The 23,426-nt window shown below is 38.8% G+C and carries 24 protein-coding genes; 20 read left to right on the plus strand and 4 right to left on the minus strand.

Annotated features, from left to right (window positions below; translation table 11 throughout):
• The first annotated feature begins 100 nt into the window (after positions 1 to 100).
• From lolA to DES39_RS08095, 11 genes are all read left to right on the plus strand, one after another.
• Positions 101 to 694, plus strand: coding sequence for an outer membrane lipoprotein periplasmic chaperone LolA (gene lolA, locus DES39_RS08045; protein ID WP_121145269.1), 594 nt, complete (start codon positions 101 to 103; stop codon positions 692 to 694).
• Positions 695 to 708: 14 nt separating this feature from the next.
• On the plus strand, positions 709 to 2,043 hold the full coding sequence (locus DES39_RS08050; protein ID WP_121145270.1) for a replication-associated recombination protein A: 1,335 nt from the start codon (positions 709 to 711) through the stop codon (positions 2,041 to 2,043).
• Between the two features lie 195 nt (positions 2,044 to 2,238).
• The gene (locus tag DES39_RS08055; RefSeq protein ID WP_121145271.1) at positions 2,239 to 4,497 is read left to right on the plus strand and encodes a heavy metal translocating P-type ATPase; all 2,259 of its coding nucleotides are present in this window, start codon (positions 2,239 to 2,241) and stop codon (positions 4,495 to 4,497) included.
• Positions 4,498 to 4,579: 82 nt separating this feature from the next.
• Positions 4,580 to 4,783: a heavy-metal-associated domain-containing protein gene (locus DES39_RS08060; protein WP_121145272.1), complete on the plus strand. Its 204-nt coding sequence runs from the start codon at positions 4,580 to 4,582 to the stop codon at positions 4,781 to 4,783.
• 368 nt (positions 4,784 to 5,151) lie between these two features.
• Positions 5,152 to 5,676 carry a fimbrial protein gene (locus DES39_RS08065; protein ID WP_121145273.1) on the plus strand — a complete coding sequence of 175 codons (525 nt, stop codon included), beginning with the start codon at positions 5,152 to 5,154 and terminating at the stop codon, positions 5,674 to 5,676.
• Between the two features lie 169 nt (positions 5,677 to 5,845).
• Complete coding sequence (locus DES39_RS08070; RefSeq protein ID WP_170143375.1) at positions 5,846 to 6,289, plus strand: fimbrial protein; 444 nt, start codon at positions 5,846 to 5,848, stop codon at positions 6,287 to 6,289.
• A 35-nt stretch (positions 6,290 to 6,324) separates the two neighbouring features.
• Positions 6,325 to 8,829 (plus strand): fimbria/pilus outer membrane usher protein, encoded by a 2,505-nt coding sequence (locus DES39_RS08075; protein ID WP_121145275.1) that lies wholly within the window; start codon positions 6,325 to 6,327, stop codon positions 8,827 to 8,829.
• Positions 8,830 to 8,893: 64 nt separating this feature from the next.
• Positions 8,894 to 9,643, plus strand: a complete 750-nt coding sequence (locus DES39_RS08080) for a fimbria/pilus periplasmic chaperone (RefSeq protein WP_121145276.1) — start codon at positions 8,894 to 8,896, stop codon at positions 9,641 to 9,643.
• 13 nt (positions 9,644 to 9,656) lie between these two features.
• On the plus strand, positions 9,657 to 10,289 hold the full coding sequence (locus tag DES39_RS08085) for a fimbrial protein (RefSeq protein ID WP_121145277.1): 633 nt from the start codon (positions 9,657 to 9,659) through the stop codon (positions 10,287 to 10,289).
• Positions 10,290 to 10,319: 30 nt separating this feature from the next.
• Positions 10,320 to 10,847, plus strand: coding sequence for a fimbrial protein (locus DES39_RS08090; protein WP_121145278.1), 528 nt, complete (start codon positions 10,320 to 10,322; stop codon positions 10,845 to 10,847).
• A 12-nt stretch (positions 10,848 to 10,859) separates the two neighbouring features.
• Entirely contained in the window at positions 10,860 to 11,825 is a 966-nt protein-coding gene (locus tag DES39_RS08095) for a fimbrial protein (protein WP_121145279.1), read from the plus strand.
• Positions 11,826 to 11,869: 44 nt separating this feature from the next.
• On the opposite strand, the gene ilvN is transcribed toward DES39_RS08095, so the two are convergent.
• From ilvN to DES39_RS08110, 3 genes are all read right to left on the minus strand, one after another.
• On the minus strand, positions 11,870 to 12,151 hold the full coding sequence (gene ilvN, locus DES39_RS08100) for an acetolactate synthase small subunit (RefSeq protein ID WP_121145280.1): 282 nt from the start codon (positions 12,149 to 12,151) through the stop codon (positions 11,870 to 11,872).
• A 2-nt stretch (positions 12,152 to 12,153) separates the two neighbouring features.
• The gene (gene ilvB / locus DES39_RS08105) at positions 12,154 to 13,842 is read right to left on the minus strand and encodes an acetolactate synthase large subunit (RefSeq protein WP_121145281.1); all 1,689 of its coding nucleotides are present in this window, start codon (positions 13,840 to 13,842) and stop codon (positions 12,154 to 12,156) included.
• Between the two features lie 345 nt (positions 13,843 to 14,187).
• Entirely contained in the window at positions 14,188 to 14,844 is a 657-nt protein-coding gene (locus DES39_RS08110) for an HD domain-containing protein (protein ID WP_121145282.1), read from the minus strand.
• A 226-nt stretch (positions 14,845 to 15,070) separates the two neighbouring features.
• Here DES39_RS08110 and DES39_RS08115 point away from each other — a divergent pair, with 226 nt between their 5' ends.
• From DES39_RS08115 to miaE, 9 genes are all read left to right on the plus strand, one after another.
• Positions 15,071 to 15,490, plus strand: a complete 420-nt coding sequence (locus DES39_RS08115; RefSeq protein ID WP_121145283.1) for an OsmC family protein — start codon at positions 15,071 to 15,073, stop codon at positions 15,488 to 15,490.
• A 181-nt stretch (positions 15,491 to 15,671) separates the two neighbouring features.
• Positions 15,672 to 17,015 (plus strand): APC family permease, encoded by a 1,344-nt coding sequence (locus tag DES39_RS08120; RefSeq protein ID WP_121145284.1) that lies wholly within the window; start codon positions 15,672 to 15,674, stop codon positions 17,013 to 17,015.
• Between the two features lie 169 nt (positions 17,016 to 17,184).
• Complete coding sequence (locus DES39_RS08125; RefSeq protein WP_121145285.1) at positions 17,185 to 17,568, plus strand: RidA family protein; 384 nt, start codon at positions 17,185 to 17,187, stop codon at positions 17,566 to 17,568.
• A gap of 280 nt (positions 17,569 to 17,848) precedes the next feature.
• On the plus strand, positions 17,849 to 18,481 hold the full coding sequence (locus DES39_RS08130) for a thiol:disulfide interchange protein DsbA/DsbL (protein WP_121145286.1): 633 nt from the start codon (positions 17,849 to 17,851) through the stop codon (positions 18,479 to 18,481).
• Between the two features lie 3 nt (positions 18,482 to 18,484).
• Complete coding sequence (locus DES39_RS08135) at positions 18,485 to 19,060, plus strand: cysteine hydrolase family protein (RefSeq protein ID WP_121145287.1); 576 nt, start codon at positions 18,485 to 18,487, stop codon at positions 19,058 to 19,060.
• A gap of 123 nt (positions 19,061 to 19,183) precedes the next feature.
• On the plus strand, positions 19,184 to 20,374 hold the full coding sequence (locus DES39_RS08140) for an amino acid aminotransferase (RefSeq protein ID WP_121145288.1): 1,191 nt from the start codon (positions 19,184 to 19,186) through the stop codon (positions 20,372 to 20,374).
• Between the two features lie 26 nt (positions 20,375 to 20,400).
• Positions 20,401 to 20,532: an entericidin A/B family lipoprotein gene (locus DES39_RS08145; RefSeq protein ID WP_121145289.1), complete on the plus strand. Its 132-nt coding sequence runs from the start codon at positions 20,401 to 20,403 to the stop codon at positions 20,530 to 20,532.
• 265 nt (positions 20,533 to 20,797) lie between these two features.
• On the plus strand, positions 20,798 to 21,718 hold the full coding sequence (gene galU / locus DES39_RS08150; protein WP_121145290.1) for a UTP--glucose-1-phosphate uridylyltransferase GalU: 921 nt from the start codon (positions 20,798 to 20,800) through the stop codon (positions 21,716 to 21,718).
• A gap of 10 nt (positions 21,719 to 21,728) precedes the next feature.
• Positions 21,729 to 22,505: a tRNA isopentenyl-2-thiomethyl-A-37 hydroxylase MiaE gene (miaE, locus tag DES39_RS08155; RefSeq protein WP_121145291.1), complete on the plus strand. Its 777-nt coding sequence runs from the start codon at positions 21,729 to 21,731 to the stop codon at positions 22,503 to 22,505.
• A 34-nt stretch (positions 22,506 to 22,539) separates the two neighbouring features.
• Here the strand turns inward: miaE and suhB are convergent, their stop codons facing one another.
• Entirely contained in the window at positions 22,540 to 23,343 is an 804-nt protein-coding gene (gene suhB / locus DES39_RS08160) for an inositol-1-monophosphatase (protein WP_121145292.1), read from the minus strand.
• Positions 23,344 to 23,426: the final 83 nt, after the last annotated feature.

Raw genomic sequence — 23,426 nt, forward strand, 5'->3', positions numbered from 1 at the left:
CTGTTTATTTATACAGTTGTTAAGCACATAATATACCGCTTAACGATTTATTTTGTTTTATGATAACGCATTAGTGCTAAACGACGGGTAGGTAAGATTAGTGAAAAAGTTCATATTAGTGTTAGGGCTATTGGTATCTTGTTCTGTTTTTGCTGATGCAAAAGATGTGCTAAAGCAGCGTTTAGATAAAGTACAAGGCTTTTACGCGCAGTTTTCTCAACAAGTTAAAACGGCAGACAAACAGGTGATTCAAGAAGGTAAAGGCCAACTGTGGGTTAATCGACCTAATTATTTTAATTGGACAATCACTGAGCCTGATGAGACGATGATTATATCTGATAATAAAGATATTTGGATCTATACGCCAGCTGTTGAACAAGTGACGGTGATGTCGCTAAATCAAGCGGTTGATAATCAACTGCTGTTATTAATTACCGATAGCCATAATAAGGTGTGGAATGATTATCGCGTTGACAAAAATGATAATACCTTTACGTTAAAACCGACAAATAATACTAATGGCTATTTTATTATTAGTGTCTTACCGACAGGAATGATTGCTGATTTCACGATTGTCGAAACCGATGGGCAACGTAGCTATTATGAGCTTTCTCATCAGTCATTAGGGATTATTGATATGAAGCATTTTAAATTTACCATTCCGCAGGGCGTGACGGTTGATGATCAACGATAAATGACGGGTTTAAGATGACGACATTCTCTTTTGATTTTTCTAATGAGCAATTTAGACCGCTAGCGGCAAGAATGCGTCCTCGTACCTTGTCTGAATATATTGGGCAGTCGCACTTACTTGGCATGGGAAAACCACTGCCTAAAGCGATAGAGGCTGGTCATCTACATTCAATGATATTATGGGGACCGCCGGGAACGGGTAAAACCACACTGGCTGAAATTATTGCTCATCATGGTAATGCTAAAGTTGAACGTTTGTCTGCGGTAACATCGGGCATTAAAGATATTCGTGAAGCGGTTGAACGCGCAAAACACAATCAGCAAATGGGATTTAGAACAATTCTATTTGTTGATGAGGTACATCGGTTTAATAAAAGCCAGCAAGATGCTTTTTTGCCTTTTGTTGAGGATGGCACGGTAACATTTATTGGTGCAACTACTGAAAATCCGTCTTTTGAACTCAATTCTGCTTTGCTTTCGCGAGCCAGAGTTTATTTGCTCAAATCCTTGACCGAGAGTGATATTGAACAAATATTGCAACAAGCAATGAATGATCCTGAGCGTGGCTATGGCAATTTGGATGTAATATTACCCGCTGAAACCCAATTACAGATTGCGCAATTTGTTGGTGGTGATGCACGGCGGGCACTGAACACGCTAGAGTTATTAGTTGATATGGCCGGCGAGAGCAAATTATTATCAACTGAATTGTTAAAAGAAGTTGTTGGTGAACGCAGTGCGCGCTTTGATAATCAAGGCGATCGCTATTATGACTTGATTTCAGCTGTGCATAAATCTATTCGCGGTTCAGCCCCTGATGCTGCGCTTTATTGGTATGCCCGCATTATTAGCGCCGGAGGCGATGCACTATATGTGGCGCGCCGTTTGCTCGCTATTGCATCTGAAGATGTTGGTAATGCTGATCCTAGGGCCATGCAAGTGGCGTTAGCAGCGTGGGACTGTTTTACGCGCGTCGGTCCTGCTGAAGGCGAGCGTGCGATTGCACAAGCGATTGTTTATTTGGCTTGTGCACCAAAAAGTAATGCTGTTTATGTGGCATTTAATCAAGCGATGAAAGATGCACAAAGTTTACCGGATTATGACGTACCTGAACATTTGCGTAATGCACCGACTAGCTTAATGAAAAAGTTGGGTTATGGGCAAGAGTATCGTTATGCTCATGATGAACAAAATGCTTATGCTGCTGGTGAAAATTACTTCCCTCCAGAGCTAAGAGATACCCTTTATTATCAGCCAACAGAGCGGGGGGCTGAGCGACAATATAAAGAAAAACTTGCCTGGCTTGCTGGTTTAGATGCTAAAAGCACCACGAAGCGTTATAAAAACTAGCTTATCGTGTGAATATTTGTCATTGTGGCGTATTCACAAACCGTTTTACCTTTTATCTCTCAGCCGACCTCTTTTATTAGTAAATAATGATTGACCTTATAGTGACTTTAAGGTTTAAAGTAGTCACTATTGATTAACATTATTTGCGTTAACTCGCCGATAACAATAAGGTTTATTAAACGAATAGGGAATATTATGGGCGAACACAAAGCGCATTCATCATGCTGTAGCCAGCAACCTCATACTGCTCATCATCACGATGAAATGTCACATGAACACCAACATACACCGGCTAAACATAGCTGCTGCCATGGTAGTGCACCGATTGCAATGACCGATAGTCCGATTCCCGTCAGCAATGGAACGCAGGCGGTTTATCGCATTAATAATATGGATTGCCCAACTGAAGAAGCGTTGATCCGTAAAAAATTGGCGAATATCAAAGGTATTGTTGAGTTAGAGTTTAATTTGATGCAGCGAATTTTAACTGTGCATCATCAACAAGCACCATTAGCCGATATTGAAGCAGCATTAATGGCTATTGATATGGCCCCAGAGGCGATATTACCAAACGAAAGTGATAATGTGGCTGATTTTAGACCGGTGATTAAATGGAAACAACTTGCTATTGCCGGAATAATGGCTTTAGGTGCTGAAATTGTTCACTTTATGAGTGGCCCTGCCGGGTTAGTTTTACTGCTCGCGATTGTGGCGATTTTACTTGGTGGATTAGGTACTTATAAAAAAGGTTGGATCGCGCTTAAAAACTTCAATCTTAACATGAATGCATTAATGTCATTTGCGGTGACTGGCGCAATATTAATTGGCCAGTGGCCGGAAGCTGCAATGGTGATGGTGTTATTTACTTTAGCTGAGGCCATTGAAGCGAAATCAATGGATAGGGCTCGCAATGCGATTAAAAACTTACTCAGTTTAACGCCTGAAACCGCAACGGTACTACAGTCTGATGGTTCTTGGGTTGAAATGGACATTAAAGAAGTGCTAATTGGCAGTACTATTCGCGTCAAGCCGGGTGAGCGTATTGCGTTAGATGGTAAAATCATTGCTGGGCAATCAACCATTAACCAAGCACCCATCACCGGGGAAAGCTTACCGATAGAGAAAATGACTGGTGATACAGTCTTTGCGGGAACGATTAATGAATCAGGTTCATTTGAATATAAAGTCACGGCACTTGCCGCACAATCAACGCTGGCACGTATTATTAAAGCGGTTGAATCTGCTCAGGGCAGTAAAGCACAGACCCAGCGTTTTGTTGATCGCTTTGCCAAAGTGTATACGCCCATCGTTTTCATTATTGCGCTCGGTATTGGTATCGTGCCACCGTTATTGTTTGGCGGCATGTGGTTTGATTGGATTTATAAAGGCCTTGTGTTATTAGTTATCGCCTGCCCATGTGCTCTCGTAATTTCAACGCCAGTAACTATCGTCAGTGGCCTTGCTGCTGCAACGCGTTATGGTATTTTAATTAAAGGTGGCATGTATTTAGAGCAAGGTCGTAAATTATCCGTGCTAGCCTTGGATAAAACGGGAACCATTACTTATGGTAAGCCTCAACAGACGCTCTTTTTGGCATTAGGCACATTAGATGAGCTTGAAATCAAAGCGATAGCGAGTAGTTTGGCGGCGCGCTCTGATCATCCTGTGTCGAAGGCGATTGCATTAGCCGCTAAAGAACAGAATATCGCGCCATTAAACGTGAGTAATTTTACAGCGGTATTGGGCCAAGGAACTCGAGGTGAGATCAATGGTGCATTATGGTTTTTAGGTAATCATCGCATGGCGGAAGAGCTTGGCGCGTGCAGCAACGAACTAGAAAAGACTATCGAGGGGCTAGAACGGCAAGGTAACACTGTTGTGATGTTAATTGGTAATCAGGCCGTACAGGGCCTGTTTGCTGTTGCCGATACGGTCAAAGAAACGAGTATTGAAGCGATTGCCCAGTTAAAATCATTAGGTATAAAAACAATCATGTTAACAGGAGATAATGCACATACGGCAAGCGTTATTGCGGCTCAAGTGGGAATTGATCAAGTAAAAGGGAATTTATTGCCCGAGGATAAGCTCGCTGTCGTGAGTGAGCTGACTACATCTGACGTAGTTGGTATGGTGGGTGATGGAATAAATGATGCGCCTGCTTTGGCTAAAGCGGATATTGGTTTTGCGATGGGGGCGATGGGGACTGATACAGCCATTGAGACCGCTGATGTTGCATTAATGGATGATGATTTATGTAAGATCCCACAGTTTATTCGCTTATCGCAATCGACGTTTTCGATTTTGGTGCAAAATATCGCCTTTGCATTAGTGATAAAAACCATTTTCTTTGTATTAACGTTTTTAGGTGATACCACCATGTGGATGGCCGTCTTTGCTGATATTGGTACCAGCTTACTTGTGGTAGCCAATGGCCTACGCTTACTAAAAAAATAAATTAATGGCATCATACCTTGGATTAAAGAATTAAAAACCGTGGTAGTATAATGGTAAAATACTAGCAATTTAGGAGTAAAAAATGAAATTAATTATTGATAATATGAGCTGTAATCATTGTGTTAAAGTGATAACGAAAGCGATCAATGATATTGATTCACAGGCAAAGGTCACCGTTGATCTGGCGAAAAAAGAGGTCGCTATCGATGGCGGTACTCTCTCTCAAGAGGTCGCAATTAACGCTATTGATGCCGCTGGTTATCAATTTGTCGGTATCGGTTCTTAATATCGACTAAAATCCACACCGATAATATTATTGTTATCGGTGTATACCTTATTTTTCTTAAATCATCTGCTTGCCAAAACCCACTTGTTCTTATTTTTTTCTATTTTTTATCTAGTGCTGATTTATTTCACATAACTCATTGAATGATTAATTACGATCGCATCTTATCCCTTTTCATTGTAAGGCTTATATCATATCGATTATCTTTTTTTACTTCCTATATTTTTTTATTTTAATTGATAATTTTGTTTTTTAATGATATTTGATATTAAATTTTTTATAAAAATGTATTTGCTAATTTAAAAAATAGATTATATTATTTAGCCGATTAATTTGATGTAAATAAACATAAATAAAAGGAAAAAAATATGAAGCTTTCTAACGCTATTATTGGCACATTAATTTCAGCAAGTATGGTCACATCTGCGATGGCAGCAACGGCTGATTCTGGTAGTGGATCGGTTAAATTTACCGGTTCTATCATTTCAGGTGCGTGTTCAATTGCTCCTGGATCTGTTGAGCAAACCGTTGAACTTGGCAGCATCAATAAAGCGGTACTTGAAAACAAAGGCAGTAGTAATCCGAGAGCCTTCACTATTGAGTTGGAAGACTGTGATACGACTGTTGCCAATAGTGTCTCAATTACATTTAGTGGTAATGCAAATACGATCGATACAACATTATTAGGTATCAGCTCAAGCGCTGGTGCAGCCATTCAAATTACTGATAGTAATGGTACACCGATTAAATTAGGTGAGAAAACGGGTGAAACTCATAAACTTCAAGATGGCAGTAACACATTATTATTCAGCGCTTATGTTAAAGGTGTCGGTGATGACATTAATGAAGGTGCTTTTGAATCGATCTCTAATTTTGTTTTATCTTACGAGTAACATTAATATCAAATGAAAGGTAATTTATTGCCTTTTCATTTTTTCTTGCAAATCTGAGCTGGGGTTTCATGTGAAATTTATGATTAAGCATTTGTTTTTTTTGATGCCATTGCTCATGTTCACCATGTTCGCTAACTCAGAACTTGCATCCGTATATGGAAAAGTTGGCATGAAAGGCCAAATTTATTATTCAGCTTGTACCATTGATACTCAATCATTAGATCAAACTATCAACATGGGCAATACGCCAATTCATGAGTTATTGGAGCAAGGGGCTGGGCCTAGTATATTTTTTAGTATCAGGTTAATAGATTGTGATTTTGGTCAAAATCCCAATGGTATTAAAGGTGATTTAGGAATTACTTTTGATGGTCTTAGTGAAGGGAATTTTTTTATGGTATCGGGTGATGCTAGTGGTATTGGTCTTGCTATCTACAATGATGCACAAGTCATGATAATGCCAGGTGTAGCAACTTCTTTATCTAATCATAATATTCATCTTAATGACAACATCGCTTCGTTAATCTATCGAATTCAGTTGGTAAAAATCGGTTCTACGATGTCTTCTGGCAATTATAACGCTACGTTGAATTTTAAAATTGATTATAACTAATTGTTATCTTTAATATTATACTAGGTATACTTTTTATGTCATCTAAGCTTAAAAAAGCACATCTTGTTTCATTTATAGCTTTAGCATTGAACATAGTGCTGGTTAAGGCGTCATATGCGACTGATTTTGTGCAATTTAACATTGATGTATTAGATCTAGATGATAGAGATAATATCGATCTTAATCAGTTTTCGATGCCTGGTTATATCATGCCTGGTACTTATACTTTTAAAGTGCGTCTGAATAATGAATCAATTGGTAACTATCCGATTACTTATTATCAATCTTCTGACGTTCATAATCAAAGTGAGCCTTGTATTTTACCTGATTTAGTTAATAAATGGGGATTAAAACCAGCTGTGTTTAACGCATTGACATGGCAAAAGAATCATCAATGTTTAGTGTTAAATAGCTTGCCAGGTGTTGAGGCTAAAGGGGATCTTGCTTCTGAGTCACTTAATGTGACTATTCCCCAAGCTTACTTAGAGTATCGTAGCGAAACATGGGAACCGGCATCAATGTGGGATGATGGAATCTCCGGAGTAATATTCGATTATAATATTACCGGTCAAATGAATAGCAGCTATAAACATGATCACAAGTATTACAATATTAATGGTAATGGTGTCGTTGGGGCAAATCTTGGCCGTTGGCGTTTACGCGCTGATTGGCAGGGACGTTCTAATCATTCTTGGGGAAACACCTCATCAAGTACGAGTGTTAATGCGTTTGATCTTAGTCGTATTTATGCCTACACTGCTTTATCTGCTATCAATGCAAAGTTAGCTGTTGGTGAGAATTACTTGAATTCATCACTGTTTGATACGTTTCGTTATACTGGGATTAGTTTAAATACTGATTTAAATATGTTGCCCCCCAATTTACGTGGATATGCACCTGAAGTCACTGGCGTTGCAGCCACTAATGCAACAGTGATTATTAGTCAGTCAGGGCGTGTTATTTATCAAACACAGGTGCCAGCTGGACCCTTTGCTATTCAGGATTTACCTAGTGGTATAAGTGGTCAACTTGATGTTGAAGTTCAAGAACAAAATGGGTCAGTACAAAATTATCAAGTTAATACGGCCAATATTCCTTACTTAACTAGACCAGGACAAGTTCGCTATAGCGCTGCAATAGGGCGTCCATCAGATATCCGCCATCGCACAAATGGTGAGTTATTTTTAACGGGGGAGTTTTCTTGGGGCGTATCGAGTGGATGGTCAGTATTTGGCGGCAGTATCAATAGTGAAAATTATGATGCGCTTGCACTTGGTGTAGGACGAGATTTAGACCGCTTTGGTGCAGTTTCCGTTGATTTCACTCAATCTTTTGCATGTTTGCCGATGGAGTCAATGCGAACAGGTGGATCATTACGTTTGAATTATTCCAAGCGGTTTGATGAGTACAATAGCCAAATTCAATTTGCTGGTTATCGTTTCACTCAACGTAATTTTATAAGCATGGCTGATTATCTCGCTGCATCGAGTAATCATGAAGATATTAATAGTAGCAAGGAGCTGTATACTGTTTCTTTAAATAAAACATTTGGCGATGGGCAAATGTCGGTTTATTTTAACTATGATCATCAGACTTATTGGAATGCTTCAAATTCTGACCGATATAGCATTATGGCCTCAAAGTATTTTGATTTTGGTGCGATAAAACAGGTCAGCACATCGCTGTCGGCTTATCGTCAAGTTTATAATAAGCATAATAATGATGGATTATTTTTATCATTTAGCATTCCGCTTAGCAGTTCGAGTTATTTAGGTTATTCATTATCGGCAACCCGTGATGAAACGATAAATCAAGCTAATTATTACAATACTATTGATAATAAAACATCGTATCAGTTAAGCGCTGGTCATTCAAATCAAGGTGCAACTGCAAGTGGCTACATTACTCATCAAGCTGATAGCGCTCAAATAATTGCTAATGCAAGTTATATCAATAATGAATATGTGTCATTTGGCATTGGATTAAAAGGCGGTTTGACTGTTACGGCTGATGGTGCAGATTTGCATCGAGTATCACGAATGGGCGGCACTCGATTATTGGTTGACACTGACAAAGTGGCTGGGATTCCAGTTAAAGGTAACGGCCCTGAAGTGAGATCTAATAGGTGGGGTAAGGCAGTTTTAGCCGATATTAATAGTTATTACAAAAATAAAATAAAAATCGATCTTAATCGATTACCTGATGATGCAGAAGTTACTGATTCTGTTCAACAACTTACGTTAACTGATGGTGCAATTGGATATCGTAAATTTATTGTCTTATCTGGGCAAAAACGGATGATAAATCTCCAGTCTAGTGATGGTGGTTTATTGCCGTTTGGCGCGCAAATTGTCAATCGAAACGGCCAAGAAACCGGCATTATTGATGATAATAGTTTAGCTTATATTAGTGGCATTAAACCTAACGAACAGATGTTTATCAAATGGAGCGGTAAAGCACAATGCAGCATTGAGTTTCCTGCTGAATTAAGTGATGATTCCGAACAATTAACATTAACATGTGAGGCCATTGCTGAGTAATCAGCATGCAATACTGAGTATTGCTAGTTGCCTAAATTCTGTGTGCAGAAAAAGGATATAAATTATGAAAATTAGCCAAATACGTCATTTTCTTTTAGCCAGTACGTTAATTGCCGGTAGTGTGATTTCATTGAGTGCATTGTCTGCTATTTCGCTTGATCGTACACGAGTGGTATTTGATGGTAGTCAAAAATCCGTATCAATTAATATTGCCAATAAAAATAAGCAATTGCCTTATTTAGCTCAGGGATGGATTGAAAATAGCGAGGGTAAAAAAATCACCTCGCCTTTTGTTGTCTTACCGCCAATTCAGCGTATTGAACCTGACAAAGCAAGTCAAGTTAGAATTGAAGCATTACCAGAAGTCAAAAACTTACCGCAGGATCGTGAAAGTATCTTTTATTTTAACTTAAGAGAAATTCCACCAAAAAGTGATAAACCGAATGTTTTACAGTTGGCTTTGCAATCAAAAATTAAAATGTTCTATCGACCTGCTGCGATTGTAGAGCAAGGTAATGACACCATTCCGGCACAAAAATTGGTGATGATCAAACAAGGCGATAGCGTCATGCTAAAAAATCCAACGCCATTTTATATTACTATCACAAATGGCGCTTCATCAAAATCAGCACTGAATAAAGTGAACATGAATGCGGCGATGATTGCCCCTTTTGCCGAAACAAAGCTTGATATAAAAGCATCTGCACTAGGTAGTAAACCTGTACTAACGTATATTAATGATTATGGTGGGCGACCTGATTTGACATTCCAATGTCAAGGCAACACTTGCTCTGTTGTGCCCGAGTTAAAATAGTGGAATTTAGATTATGCAAGTAAAAAAGCGATTAAGTGAACGCGTTTTTTTTGGAATACTCACACTCGCAGCCTGTAGTGCGTTTTATGTTTCTGCGGATTCTTTTAGCGATTCGAGTTGGCGGCAACCAGTCAATGATTTGGGGTTAGATGGTAAATTAGGTACGCTATATGTTCATGGCACTTTAACTGAAAGTGCTTGTCGATTGTCGATGGACTCCGCGTATCAAGTAATCGATTTGGGAAATGCCTCAACGGCGCAATTACAGTATGTCGGTGATAAAGGTCATGCGGTGCCTTTTGATATCAATTTGCTTGATTGTGTTCGTAGTGATATAAAGATGGAAAATTTTCATAACGGCACTACCACTTGGAGCGTCATTCAGCCGGCAGTAAAAGTACGTTTTTTAGCACCCACAATCACCAATAATTCTACGGTAGTGCAAGTGTTAGGTGCTAAGGGCTTAGGATTACAAATTACAACCCCTAATGGCGAAGCTGTGCCGATTGGTATTGCAACACCGCCACACCTGTTATCGTTAAATAATAATCGCTTAATGTATTACGTTACGCCCATTAGAGTAGCAACTTCACTTGAAGCGGGGCAGTATTCTGCTGTGATTAATTTTGAGTTAATTTATGATTAAGCAAAAAATTGTTGTCGAGGAGAAATAGCGGTGTTTATACAAAGTCAGCGCTACATAACAGGCCTATTGCTATTATTAGGTATTATTGCTAACAGTAATGCGACAGATATGTTTATTACGGGGGTATTGATTGATGAGCCTTGCTCGATCAGTCCAAATAATGGCAATATTAATGTTGAGTTTGGGGAGTTGACTGATCAAGACCTTTATAATATTCGCCGTATCGAACAACCCTTTTATATTGAATTAACGGAGTGTAATTCAAGTGCGATAAAAACTTTAACGGTTAAATTTATCGGTGAAGAAAGTCGTCAGCAAGCCGGTTTACTCGCATTAGACTCGACCAGTCAGGCATCAGGAATTGCGATTGGAATTGAAAGTAATGGTGTGATGTTACCGATGAATAGTCAGCAAGGTGCAACCTTTCCTTTTAAAAATGGTAATAACACGTTAGCGCTTAATGCGTATGTTAAAGCGGATCCTGATGCTATCGCACAAAAAAATATTGGATTGGGTCATTTTACTGCAACGGCTACATTTGTATTTGAATATAACTAATTGGATTAGAATATGAAAAAACTATTCTTTATTGTCGTGATGCTATTTTATGCCCCACATGCATTCTCTTTTGTTTGTTATGATCTTTCAACAGGCAAAGAAATTAAATCAAATGGTACTGTAAGTGTGCCAATTTATATTAATTCCAATATTGTGCGTGGTGAAAATATTTTTGGTAATGTTGGTGATTACCTTGCTTGCCAAAATCAACAACCGTATTTTTATGTTGATCATATGGAGCTAAAGGCCAATGGGATTACCCCTGGAGCTGCAATTAGTCATCTTGATAATGGTGTATATATCAATGGTGCTCGAATTTTATCGACTAATACGCCAAAAACCAATATTTTTTCGATAGCTGATAATAATATTTATCCGCTTGATATCAATATGTTTTTTGTAGTCCCCAACACGATCGGATCTAGCTTAGTGATATCACCTGGTGAAACATTAATGACACTTCGATTATACAAATACAGTACATCAAATTCTAGCCATGGTTATGAAGGTGTGCAAGAAAATTTTACGTGGGTTTTTGTTGCAGCAAATCGCGCTGCTTTACAAGCTGGAAACTGTGATATTAATAATAATGAACCGATAAATATCGATTTTGGTTTAGTCCCTAAATCAATGATAAAAAATAGTAGTGCAGAGAGTATTAGTAAAGCGGTTGATTTGAATATTAACTGTCATGACAACAGCCTTTATAATCAGCAGATTAAAATTACGTTGAGTGCTCAGCCGGTAACATTTTCAGATAATGCGATAGTGGTGAGTGATAATGCAAATTTAGGGATTGAAATTTCACATAATAATACTTTAGTGAAACCAAATGGATCTTTTATGTCGATAATTGACGGTGGTATGAGTAATGAATCACTGAATATTTCGGTCATTAAAAATCCTAATGTGAGTAGCGAAAATTTAAGTAGTGGTCGTTTTAATGCTAGTGCTTCACTCATCACCTCTTTACCTTAGTCATTATTCGGCTTTCTCTACCAAGCAGAGAAAGCCATAAAAGATTAACTATTTTGTAACATCTTTAGTTGCTCAAAGAGTTGACAGTGATCATTGATAGTGATTTCATGCACATCCTCTAATTTTTCGATTTGTCTAACCATTTGCTCTAATCGTTCATCATCTTTGACTAACAGCCAAATACGGCTATATTGGGAAGCATTGATTGGTAAGCATAAGATCCCATCAACGTTAAAAGCTCGCCGAGCAAAAAGCCCACAAATGTGCGTCATCACGCCGGGATGATTTAACACGGTAAGTGTCAACATGATATTTGTATTAGTCATTATTATCCTCCGATCATTTCAATATTCGCTGCACCCGGTGGCACCATTGGATAAACTTTAGCATCAATATCAATGCGTACATGAATAAGACAAGGGCCCGGTGTATTAAGTGCGATACATAGCGCTTGTTGCGGATCGCTATGCTCATTTAAGTCACATGTTGATAAACCAAACCCTTGGGCAATTTTGATAAAATCAATGTGACTGGTAAAGGTTGATGAAAATATATGTTGCTCATAAAACAGCGTTTGTTGTTGATGAACTAGCCCAAGTGCTTGGTTATTAAGCAAGATGATTTTGATATTTAAATTATGCTCAGCAATGGTTGCCAGCTCTTGAATATTCATCATAATGCTGCCATCACCGGTAAAGCAGATGACGGGTAATCCTGGTTGGATCAATGCCGCGCCAATTGCGGTTGGCACGCCAAATCCCATGGTGCCTAATCCGCCAGAGGTAAGTAGTTTACGCGGTTGAGTAAAGGGATAAGCTTGAGCCACCCACATTTGGTGTTGGCCAACATCGGTGGTGATAATGGTTTGAGGATCAACAATATTGGCAACAGCTTGAATTAATCCATAGTGAGTCAATGGATCATGATTGTGATAATTACAAGGATATTGTTGTTGAAGATTTGTGATCTCAGCGAGCCAATCGGTACGGCGGTTTACTTGTAATAATGGTAAAAGTAAATGCAATACGCATTGAACATCGCCATTAATGGCGATATCTGGTTGCTTGATCTTGCCGAGTTCCGCTCGATCAATATCGACATGGATAATTTTTGCATCTGGGCAAAATTCGGTGGTTTTACCGATGGCACGATCATCAAATCTGGCCCCAAGTACGATGAGCAAATCAGCTTCTTGCAAAATATAGTTGGTACTCCGTTTAGCATGCATACCAAGCATGCCAAGTGATAATGGGTGTGAGCTAGGAATTGTGCCAAGCGCCATTAAGGTGGTGGTCGTTGGAATATTAGCTTTTTCTGCTAAGGCGACGGCTGATTGTTCACTGTTTGAAAACACAATTCCTCCACCTAAATAAAGCACCGGTTTTTTCGCTTGATTGATAAGCGCTGCAGCTTGCTTAATCAGTGGATAATCTAAATGGGGCTGCGAATTTGGCGCGATAAGCACAGGTATGGCATCAATTTCAATGGTAGCGGTTTGAACATCTTTTGGGATATCAATCCACACTGGGCCTGGCCGACCTGACTGGGCAATGCGAAACGCATTTTGCATGATGTCCGGTAATTCCTCAATGGTGCGGACTAAATAGTTATGCTTGGTCACGGGAATTGATATGCTGTAAGTATCAACCTCTTGAAAGGCATCGGTGCCAATTGTTGCAGTCGATACCTGACCGGTAATACAAATAATAGGGATAGAATCTAATTTGGCATCGGCAATTGCGGTTAATAAATTGGTTACGCCCGGCCCACTCGACGCCATGCAAACAGCTGGTTTCCCTGTTATACGGGTAATACCTTGAGCGATAAATCCTGCCGCTTGCTCATGCCTAGTCAGAATATGTTTGATTTTTTTGCTTTTTCCTAAGGCGTCATAAAGCGGCAGTATTGCGCCACCGGGGATACCTGCTACGGTGGTAATGCCAAAATTTTCTAAAATTTTTACAATCAACTCAGATCCCGTTAACTGTAAGGTGGAATGATTGTTGGAATGTTGCATCGCTCTGTTATCCTTATTAATAGTGCCGGGACATTTGGAGCGAGATGGATAAAAAAGAAACCCCGCTCGGTTTGCACCGGCGGGGTTTGGTCAACGTGTTGATTTAATCCCGTCGCGGCGCATTGCCGACCACTACACGCACGGCGAGGACCACTGAATTAATCAGTGTAGCGAAAAGCTGAGTCGACATGAATGTAAGCATAGGGATAAACTCTTTTGAATAAACTGGTTACTATGAAATCATATTTTTGTTTTGCGAGCAATTCTTTTATCTAAAAAAATTCGATTAAATAAAAAAATGTGAATGTTATCATATTGTGATTGCTTCGCTCCCAGATAGAAAGGTTAGCGGCCATGCCATTCTTGTTCAAAGCGCTGGACAAAATCGACTAAAAATTGATGCCTTTCTTGTGCTAGCTTGGTGCCTGCTTTGGTATTCATTTGATCTTTAAGTAAAAACAGTTTTTCATAAAAATGATTAATGACCGTAGAAGGTTGACGGTAGTCTGTTTGTGACATCTCGCTACGAGGCTGGATATTTGGATCATGCATGATATGTTTTTTATTGCCGCCATAGAAAAAGGTTCTGCCAATACCAATTGCCCCAATCGCATCTAGTCGATCGGCATCTTGGACAATTTGCCCTTCAAGACTAAGCGGTTGTTTTTCAGCTAGATTTTTTTTAAATGACATATTATCAATAATTGACAGTATTGCTTGTTGCTCATCACACGATAGCATTTTTTGCTGCATAAAATCGATCAGCTCTTGCCTTGCAAGCGGTATGTTTTCGATCACTTTATCATCAATAACATCATGTAAATAGGCTGCCATTACGACGATAAACTCATTGGCTTGTGATTCAGTTTGGTAAATTTGTTTGGCTAAATTCGTTACACGGATGATATGTGCAAAATCGTGACCTGAGTAATCATATGCCAGTTTATTTTTGACGTAATCTTCGGTATGGCAAATAATGTTTTGTTGTAAAGGCGTTAACATGATCGTTTTATGGTAAAAAGTAAGTTCAACATATGATTTATTATATACAACAATCGGCGGTAAGGAAAAATGATAATATCAATGATTGATGGTTCAGTGTTGATATCGATTTGGCCAATATCACGATTATGGTCTTTTGCTATGATTAAAACCGTGATTTTGCTAGATAAACTGCATAAAATAAAGTAAATTAAGATCAATTTGATATGTGATTAGGAGTGATAAAATGAAAGATCGTTTGAAGTGGGTTGATGAGTTTTGTTTTATGGGTGAAACAGCTAGTGGCCATACTGTCGTTATGGATGGTGGCATTGAGCATGGTGGTCGCAATCGTGGTGCTCGTCCGATGGAGCTATTACTTCATGGTGCGGCAGGATGCATGGCATATGATATTACTGCGATTTTGAAAACTGCAAAACAAGATGTGCGTGACATGTGGGTAGACATTGAAAAAACACAAGCAGAATCATCCCCCAAAGTGTATACTTCAATTAATTTTCATATCGTTATAACTGGATGTTCAGTATCAAATGATGCCGTAGAACGTGCGATACAACTGGCGTCTGAAAAATATTGTAGTGCGTCTATCATGTTAGGTAAAACGGCAAAAATGAGCTATACCTACGAAATTAGAGAACAAGATTAATCGTTATTATTGTATCAATTAGCGCCATTGTGGCGCTATTTTTCTGCCCACCATCTAGTGCTTGATTCGCTTAATTCAAAAATATAACTGATAGGAATAAGCTAATTGCTATTTGTTATATTACCCAAAAAACTAATTGCGTTAATATGTCATACAGTAATTCATATTATTGAGATAAATTATGCAACAATTAAATAAAAGCATGCGTTTTCGCGATCTAATGATTCTTGGGCTCCTTTTTATTGGTCCTGCTGCACCGGTTGGGTTATTTGGTGTGCTCGATGCCATTAGTGATGGGGCAATTGGTTTAGTCTATATTGTCGCAACATTTGTGATGGCTTTTACGGCCTTTTCTTATGCCAGAATGGCTAGGGAATTGCCTCATGCTGGTTCGGTATACGCGTACTGTTCAGCTGGGATCCATCCTAATGCTGGCTTCTTAGTCGGCTGGTTGTTATTACTCGACTACCTGTTTATCCCTGCTGTTGCTTATTTATTTAGTGGCATCTCGTTAAATGCCATTATTCCTGAAGTCTCGGTCTGGTTATGGACATGCTTAGCGGTGGTTGTCACCACGTCACTGAATCTGATCGGTATTAAAAAATCGGCTAAAGTGACATTGGTAATTTTAATTTTAGAAATCATTGTGTTAGCTGTGGTACTGCTAGTTGGTATTTGGGTATTAATTACTAGCGGTATTAAACGAGATTGGTTAGAGCCGTTTGTTGGTGGAGAGTTATTCACTTGGGGGCATTTATTTACCGCAGTTTCGATTGCGGTACTGTCTTATTTAGGTTTTGATGCGATAGCAACCTTTGCCGAAGAAAATGGTGGTGAACGAAGCTTGGTGAGTAAAGCGATTATTGGCTGCTTAATTTTAGCGGGTACATTGTTTGTTGTGCAAACGTATATTGGTGCGTTATTAAGTCCTTATTCACCGGAATATTTACGTGCTAATCCTAGTTTTCAAGGTAAAGCATATTACGAAATTGTTAATCAAGAATTATCGATTTGGCTGGGCTGGTCTTTAGGGTTGATGAAAGCGATTGGTGCGGCATTTGCGGCCATGGTTGGTCAAGCTGCAGCGAGCCGTCTGCTCTTTAGTATGGGGCGTGATAGGCGTTTACCATCAGTATTAGCTCAAGTGGGTAAACATAATGGTGTACCAACTGTTGCGATACTGTTTGCGGCTGGTTTTAATTTGTGCCTTGCAGCAATTGCGGCAAATAGTGTCAGAGGGCTGCCGACGTTAGTTTCATTTGTTGACGTTGGTGCGTTAACGGCCTTTATTATGTTACACGTTGCAGTTATTGGTTATTTTAAATTCAAAAAACGCAATAGTGGTATGCAGTCCTTTATTTGGGACGTCATCATTCCTGTCATGGGTATATTAGTGTTGTTACCGGTATTATGGCATATTGATAATGATGCAAAAATTGTTGGGATTGTCTGGCTAATTTTGGGCATCTTAATCTTATTTTTTAACCGTGGTAAAGCCAATTTGAACGGATTAAATGACGCGTAATCATGTGGCTTTCAGGCCATTAAGATTGAATGCTCGCGTAGCAAGCACCACTGTCACTTAGGTTTTGGTGCTATTATGACCTTTTATAATTGAACTTTTTCCTCTGTCGGCTTAGTATACTAAGTACTGAGAAATTTGAAATCAAGATAAACCAAATGAGGTAAAGATAATGGTAAAAATCATTAATTCAGATAAAGCACCTGCTGCAATTGGTCCTTACGTTCAGGCTGTTGATTTAGGTAATTTAGTCTTTGTATCTGGCCAGCTCCCGCTTGACCCTGCAACGGGAACGATGTCTGATGATGTTAGTACTCAAGCAAAACAGAGTTTAGCGAACATTAAAGCAATTTTAGCTGCTGCGAATTGTCAAGTCGGTAACATTGTTAAAACAACCATCTTTTTAGCTGATATGAATGATTTTGCTGCCGTTAATGCAGCTTATGACCAATTTTTTAAAGATCATAATGCATCATTCCCTGCGCGCTCTTGTGTACAAGTTGCACGTATTCCAAAAGATGCAAAAGTTGAAATTGAAGTCATTGCCAATAGATAAAGGATTGGCTTGCTATTTGAGGCTGGCTGTCTAATAAATAGCAAGCTGTAAATTTTTCAGCTACTTATTTAGCGATTTGTAGTTGCTCCGTTCATCCCTAACAAATATACGTATATTTAACAAGTGAAAGCTGGACATTGTCTTTAGAAATAACCTTATTTCATATCGAAAAATTGATCGTTGGTGGTAAATAGCTGTAAGTATGTCTACCGGCTAATATTAAAAGTGATTATGAAGGTGATAAACTATGGCGTTATTCGATTTGGAAGGAGTAAAATAAATGCATAATATATTGAAAAGTTTAGTAATAGCACTATTATTCAGTCTAAGTTATGTGGCAGATGCTGAGCTTATCGAAAATCAAGATTATATTGTTTTAAATTCACAAATCGCAAAAGATCCGTCACCGCAAGATAAGATAGAGGTAATCGAATTTTTTTCTTATGGATGCCCTTATTGCGATAAGTTAGAGCCACAAATTGCTCAATGGTTAGCGCAAAAACCGGCGAATGTCACCTTTACCCGTATCGCCATTCCCCGAAAAGGTAAATGGAATGAATATGCGCGTCTGTTTTATGCTTTGGGAATGATATCGCCCGCTGAGCAAGATCGTATTACGCCACTTATGTATGCTGCTATTCACAAACAAAAATTAAGTTTTGAGAATGATGATGCTATTTTTTCTTGGGCACAGCGCCAAGGTATTAATAGAAAATTACTCGAAAAATATTATAACTCCGAAGTGGTGAGTGATAAACTCAAACTGGCTATGGAACTTGCCCGATCATTTGGACTTAAATACGTTCCTTCAATTTATGTTAACCATCAATATCAGCTTATTTTAGATAGTTCAAATCAGTACCAAGGTGCGCAAGATAAACTAAATGAGTTGATTACTATATCGAGTAAATAGATTATGAATACAGCATTTATCGGCATTGATTATATTATTGATATTACCCATCCTGATGGTAAAATTCCACATTCATCACCTAATGTGATACAAGGCCATGTGATTGAGCATGCCAATCGTATTTTGACACTGGCGGGCGAAAAAAATTGGTTAAAGCTACTTGTGAAAGTTGGTTTTTCAACGCATTACACCGAGCAACCAAAATCATCGCCGTTGTTTGGTCAACTTAATCAGATTGGCGGCCTTTCTTTAGATACAAAAGGTACTGATTTCCATCCTGATTTACACGCTCACTTAGCGGATATGGTTATTATTAAACCGCGCGTGAGTGCATTTTATTGTACCGAACTTGAGGCCGCGTTACGTGCTAATAAAATTGAACGATTAATTATCGCTGGTGTGAGCACTTCCATGACGGTGCAAAGTACCGCGCGCGAAGCACATGATCGCGATTATCAAGTAGTTATAGTTGAAGATGCCTGCGCTGCGCCAACGCAAGCTGAGCATAATAGCTCGATTGAATTTCTCAAAGGAATTGCAACTGTTGTTGATGCTGAGCAATTAGCAAAAATGGTTTAATAAGAGAATATTACCTGCATTACGTAAAAATAACTGTTTAAGCATATTGATTGCTTAAATAGTTGGTGTAATAATCGAAACAATTTTATTAGTTCTCTCATCCTTATCATAAAAGGCAGTATTATGTTTGAAAAAGTCGAGCCGTATGCAGGCGATCCCATTTTATCATTAGTCTATGATTTTAATAATGATTCTAGAAATAATAAAGTTAATTTAAGTATTGGTTATTACTATGATCAACAAGGCATTGTGCCTCGATTGAATTGCGTCAAACAAGCTGCTGATTATCTCTATCAAAACCAAACCAGCGCGTCACTTTACTTACCAATGAGTGGATTACCGGCTTATTGTTCAGCGGTGCAATCATTATTATTTGGTGAAAATAATGCGGTAGTTAAATCGGGACGAATTGCGACTATTCAAACATTAGGCGGTTCGGGTGCGTTGAAAATTGGTGCTGACTTTCTGTTTCGTTATTTTCCGATGTCACAAGTTTGGGTCAGTGATCCGACATGGGAAAACCATGTGGCTATCTTTAATGGTGCTGGTTTTACTGTTAATCGTTATCCTTACTTTGAAGCTAAGACTGGTGGGGTGAATTTTGATGGTATGATGCAAACCATCAGTGAATTGCCGCCGAAAAGTATCGTGTTATTGCATCCTTGTTGTCATAATCCAACGGGTGCTGATTTAACGCATGAACAATGGGATAACCTGATTGAATTATTAAAACAAAAAGATCTCATTCCATTTATGGACATCGCTTATCAAGGATTTGGTAAAAGTATTGATGATGATGCTTATGCGATTCGAGCACTTGCTGCATCAGGTATGTGTGGTCTTGTTGGGAATTCATTTTCTAAAACATTTTCACTTTATGGTGAGCGTGTTGGTGGATTATCTGTGCTTTGTGAAGATAAAGACGCCGCAGTGCGAGTATCAGGTCAGCTGCAAGCAACTGTTCGACGAAATTATTCAAGTCCTGTTAATATTGGCGCTCAGCTTGTCTCTCATGTGCTTAATCAACCTGAATTAAAGGCACTGTGGATGAGTGAGGTGAATGAGATGAATACTCGCATTATGCAGATGAGAACGGAATTAGTAAATACCTTAAAAGAGCTTGCCCCTACGCGTGATTTTAGTTTCTTACTCAAACAACGTGGTATGTTTAGCTATACCGGATTTAGTAAAGAGCAAGTTGGCAAATTGAAAAATGAGTTTGGAATATATTTAGTGGGTAGCGGTAGAATGTGCGTTGCAGGATTAAACGACAACAATGTTTATGCTGTGGCGAAAGCATTTGCTGCATTGTAATTTTATTCGTAATTGAGGGGAAATGTATGTATAAAAAAGTATTGGCAATTTTATGTGCTCTTATGGTTGTTGCTGTTGTTACTGGCTGCAATACAGTACATGGTGTTGGTGAAGATATTCAATCAGGTGGTAAAGCAGTATCTAACGCGGCAAGCTAAGCAGTTTTCAAATGTAAAATGTTATTGATATAATATTAACGAGGTATTGATTTTTAGATCCTCGTTAATTTTATGATGTTACTGTCAAGGGTGTTTTTATTTTACAATACTGATTTTTATTGTGTCGTTATTTCATCATTTCATCGAATAATATTCGTAATCAGATATAGTTTACAGATTGATAATATCGTGACTTGCTATGCAAAATTATCAAGAAATCAAGTATAGTAGACTAAGTTTTATTAATAAGTAAAAAGGATAATAAATGTTCTCAAATTTTCCTTCCTCTGTCAGAGGAAAAGTCACTAAAGCTGTTGTGCCTGTCGCAGGGCTGGGAACGCGAATGTTGCCTGCTACTAAGGCTATTCCAAAAGAGATGTTACCTGTAGTTGATAAACCCTTGATTCAATATGTAGTGAAAGAGTGCATTGCGGCCGGCATTACCGAGATCATTTTTGTAACGCATTCATCTAAAAATTCGATTGAAAACCATTTTGATACCAGTTTCGAATTAGAAGCAATGCTTGAAGCTCGAGTTAAGCGGCAATTATTATCGGAAGTCCAATCCATTTTACCTAAAAATGTTACCATTAGTAGTGTCAGGCAAGGGCTTGCTAAAGGACTTGGTCATGCGGTGTTATGTGCCTATCCGTTAGTCGGTGATGAACCTTTTGCGGTTGTGTTACCTGACGTTATTATCGATGAATATGAAAGCAACTTAGCACAAGATAATTTAGCCGCCATGATTAACAATTATCATCAAACTAAGCGTAGCCAAATTATGGTTGAACCAGTTCCTGAGCAACTGGTTTCTTCTTATGGTATTGTTGATTGTCACGGTGAGCCGCTAAAAACTGGTGAAACTGCGCAAATGTATAGTGTCGTTGAAAAGCCTTCTCAGCAAGAAGCGCCATCCAATCAATCAATAGTTGGGCGTTATGTATTATCTGAGAAAATCTGGCCATTACTTGCTAAAACCCCTGCCGGTGCGGGTGATGAGATTCAGTTAACAGATGCGATTGCGATGTTACTTGAAAGTGAACCTGTTGATGCTTACTGTATCAAAGGTCGTAGCCATGATTGTGGTAATAAACTCGGCTATGTGCAAACATTCGTGACTTATGCCATGAGGCATCAATCCTTAGGGAAGGACGTGACTTGCTGGCTAAAAAACATAAAATTTTAATGGGTTTTAAATTGTGACTTTATCTGCATATCAGTCATTGCTAGTGCCCATTAATGACTTTCTTCAGTGCGAAACGCCTGATAGTTGGATTAATGAGGCGAGTAAAGCTGAAAACTTATCAATGCTACTTATTGATCATATGATTTGTGAACTCAAAGCTGCGCAAACAGCGGCTTGGTTAATTCGTAAATATGCGGTTGATAAGCCAAGTGGTGATGTGTTATTAAACTGGCTCGCACCTTATGAAAATCTAATTTATCGTCAAGAGGGAAGTCTTACTGAGCTGCTTGCCAGTCATCATGATATTTCAAAAAAGCTCACGTTACGTGCTAATTGTGCTTATAGTCATGAATTAGTTGATAAAATGGTAATGCTAATTAAGGAAGAGTTACATCATTTTTGCCAAGTGTTGAGCATTATGGAACAAAGGCAAATTGCGTATCAAAATATTAGCGCTGGGCGTTATGCTAAAAAATTAATGCAACAAGTCAGAACGCATGAACCGGCAACATTGGTAGATAAGTTAATCTGTGGTGCTTACATTGAGGCTAGATCATGCGAAAGATTTGCTAAATTGTCGGCGTATGTTGATGATGAACTAGCGTGTTTTTATATTTCGCTACTACGTTCAGAATCAAGGCATTACCAAGATTATCTTAAACTTGCACAACATATTAGTGATACCGATATTAGCGAGCGGGTGAGTACAATTGGCCTAGTTGAAGCTGAATTAATTGATTCGACTGATAACGAATTTCGTTTTCATAGCGGCGTACCGCTGAAATAAATAACCCGCATAATGCGGGTTTGCTAAGATGTTGTTAGGCTTTTAAGCGATCTGGCCATTCACTTTGAGTTAAAGTAATAAACTCTTTCACGACTTTAGGGTTACCCGCAACGATATTGCCTGAGACCATATAGTTATTTCCGCCAACAAAGTCAGTCATAATGCCGCCCGCTTCACGCAAAATTAACTCGCCCGCAGCAATATCCCAAGGCTTTAAACCGATTTCAAAAAAACCATCGAATCGACCCGCAGCAACATAGGATAAATCTAATGCAGCTGAACCCGTGCGGCGGAAATCGGCACATTTTGTAAATAGTTTTTGTAATACATTAAAATAACTATCGCTGTATTGTTTCGCTTTATAAGGGAAAGCAATAGCGAGTACTGAACCTTCTAAATCTTTCGTATTATTCGCGCGGATTCTATAACCATTAAGCTGGGCACCTTGACCTCTACTTGCTGTAAAGAGTTCATTTGCCATCGGATCATAAACAACAGCTGCTTCGGTTTTGCCTTTAATGCGCACTGCGATTGAAACGCTACAGTGAGGAATACCTTTAATGAAATTGGTAGTACCATCAATTGGGTCGATAATCCACTGCGTATCGTTATCGCTGCCTTTAGTTAAGCCACTCTCTTCAGCAATGATCGTATGGTCCGGATACGCTTTTTTTATTGTTTCGATAATAAGCGATTCAGCCGCTCTATCGACGTTGGTTGCGAAATCATTTTCGCCTTTGGTATTGACTTTAACTGAAGCCGGATTTTCATAAGATTTAATGATGACATTGCCTGCTTTACGGGCAGCACGAATAGCAATATTGAGCATCGGATGCATAGTGTTTTCTTCCAATTGATGTTAAAGAACAGAAAATGAATTCCCTCATTATCAAGCACAAGAGAATATTTTGGTCGATAGTA

Origin of the sequence: Orbus hercynius, from assembly GCF_003634275.1 — a bacterium.
Lineage (GTDB): Bacteria > Pseudomonadota > Gammaproteobacteria > Enterobacterales > Orbaceae > Orbus > Orbus hercynius.

Bases quoted from the DNA above. Each gene is read 5' to 3' on its own strand.
- ilvN (WP_121145280.1), bottom strand. From the start codon at position 12,151: ATGACTAATACAAATATCATGTTGACACTTACCGTGTTAAATCATCCC.
- DES39_RS08055 (WP_121145271.1), top strand. From the start codon at position 2,239: ATGGGCGAACACAAAGCGCATTCATCATGCTGTAGCCAGCAACCTCAT.
- DES39_RS08125 (WP_121145285.1), top strand. From the start codon at position 17,185: ATGGTAAAAATCATTAATTCAGATAAAGCACCTGCTGCAATTGGTCCT.
- DES39_RS08135 (WP_121145287.1), top strand. From the start codon at position 18,485: ATGAATACAGCATTTATCGGCATTGATTATATTATTGATATTACCCAT.
- DES39_RS08145 (WP_121145289.1), top strand. From the start codon at position 20,401: ATGTATAAAAAAGTATTGGCAATTTTATGTGCTCTTATGGTTGTTGCT.
- galU (WP_121145290.1), top strand. From the start codon at position 20,798: ATGTTCTCAAATTTTCCTTCCTCTGTCAGAGGAAAAGTCACTAAAGCT.
- ilvB (WP_121145281.1), bottom strand. From the start codon at position 13,842: ATGCAACATTCCAACAATCATTCCACCTTACAGTTAACGGGATCTGAG.
- DES39_RS08080 (WP_121145276.1), top strand. From the start codon at position 8,894: ATGAAAATTAGCCAAATACGTCATTTTCTTTTAGCCAGTACGTTAATT.
- DES39_RS08130 (WP_121145286.1), top strand. From the start codon at position 17,849: ATGCATAATATATTGAAAAGTTTAGTAATAGCACTATTATTCAGTCTA.
- DES39_RS08085 (WP_121145277.1), top strand. From the start codon at position 9,657: ATGCAAGTAAAAAAGCGATTAAGTGAACGCGTTTTTTTTGGAATACTC.
- DES39_RS08120 (WP_121145284.1), top strand. From the start codon at position 15,672: ATGCAACAATTAAATAAAAGCATGCGTTTTCGCGATCTAATGATTCTT.
- DES39_RS08110 (WP_121145282.1), bottom strand. From the start codon at position 14,844: ATGTTAACGCCTTTACAACAAAACATTATTTGCCATACCGAAGATTAC.
- DES39_RS08075 (WP_121145275.1), top strand. From the start codon at position 6,325: ATGTCATCTAAGCTTAAAAAAGCACATCTTGTTTCATTTATAGCTTTA.
- DES39_RS08050 (WP_121145270.1), top strand. From the start codon at position 709: ATGACGACATTCTCTTTTGATTTTTCTAATGAGCAATTTAGACCGCTA.
- suhB (WP_121145292.1), bottom strand. From the start codon at position 23,343: ATGCATCCGATGCTCAATATTGCTATTCGTGCTGCCCGTAAAGCAGGC.
- DES39_RS08115 (WP_121145283.1), top strand. From the start codon at position 15,071: ATGAAAGATCGTTTGAAGTGGGTTGATGAGTTTTGTTTTATGGGTGAA.
- DES39_RS08065 (WP_121145273.1), top strand. From the start codon at position 5,152: ATGAAGCTTTCTAACGCTATTATTGGCACATTAATTTCAGCAAGTATG.
- DES39_RS08060 (WP_121145272.1), top strand. From the start codon at position 4,580: ATGAAATTAATTATTGATAATATGAGCTGTAATCATTGTGTTAAAGTG.
- DES39_RS08140 (WP_121145288.1), top strand. From the start codon at position 19,184: ATGTTTGAAAAAGTCGAGCCGTATGCAGGCGATCCCATTTTATCATTA.
- DES39_RS08095 (WP_121145279.1), top strand. From the start codon at position 10,860: ATGAAAAAACTATTCTTTATTGTCGTGATGCTATTTTATGCCCCACAT.
- DES39_RS08070 (WP_170143375.1), top strand. From the start codon at position 5,846: ATGAAAGGCCAAATTTATTATTCAGCTTGTACCATTGATACTCAATCA.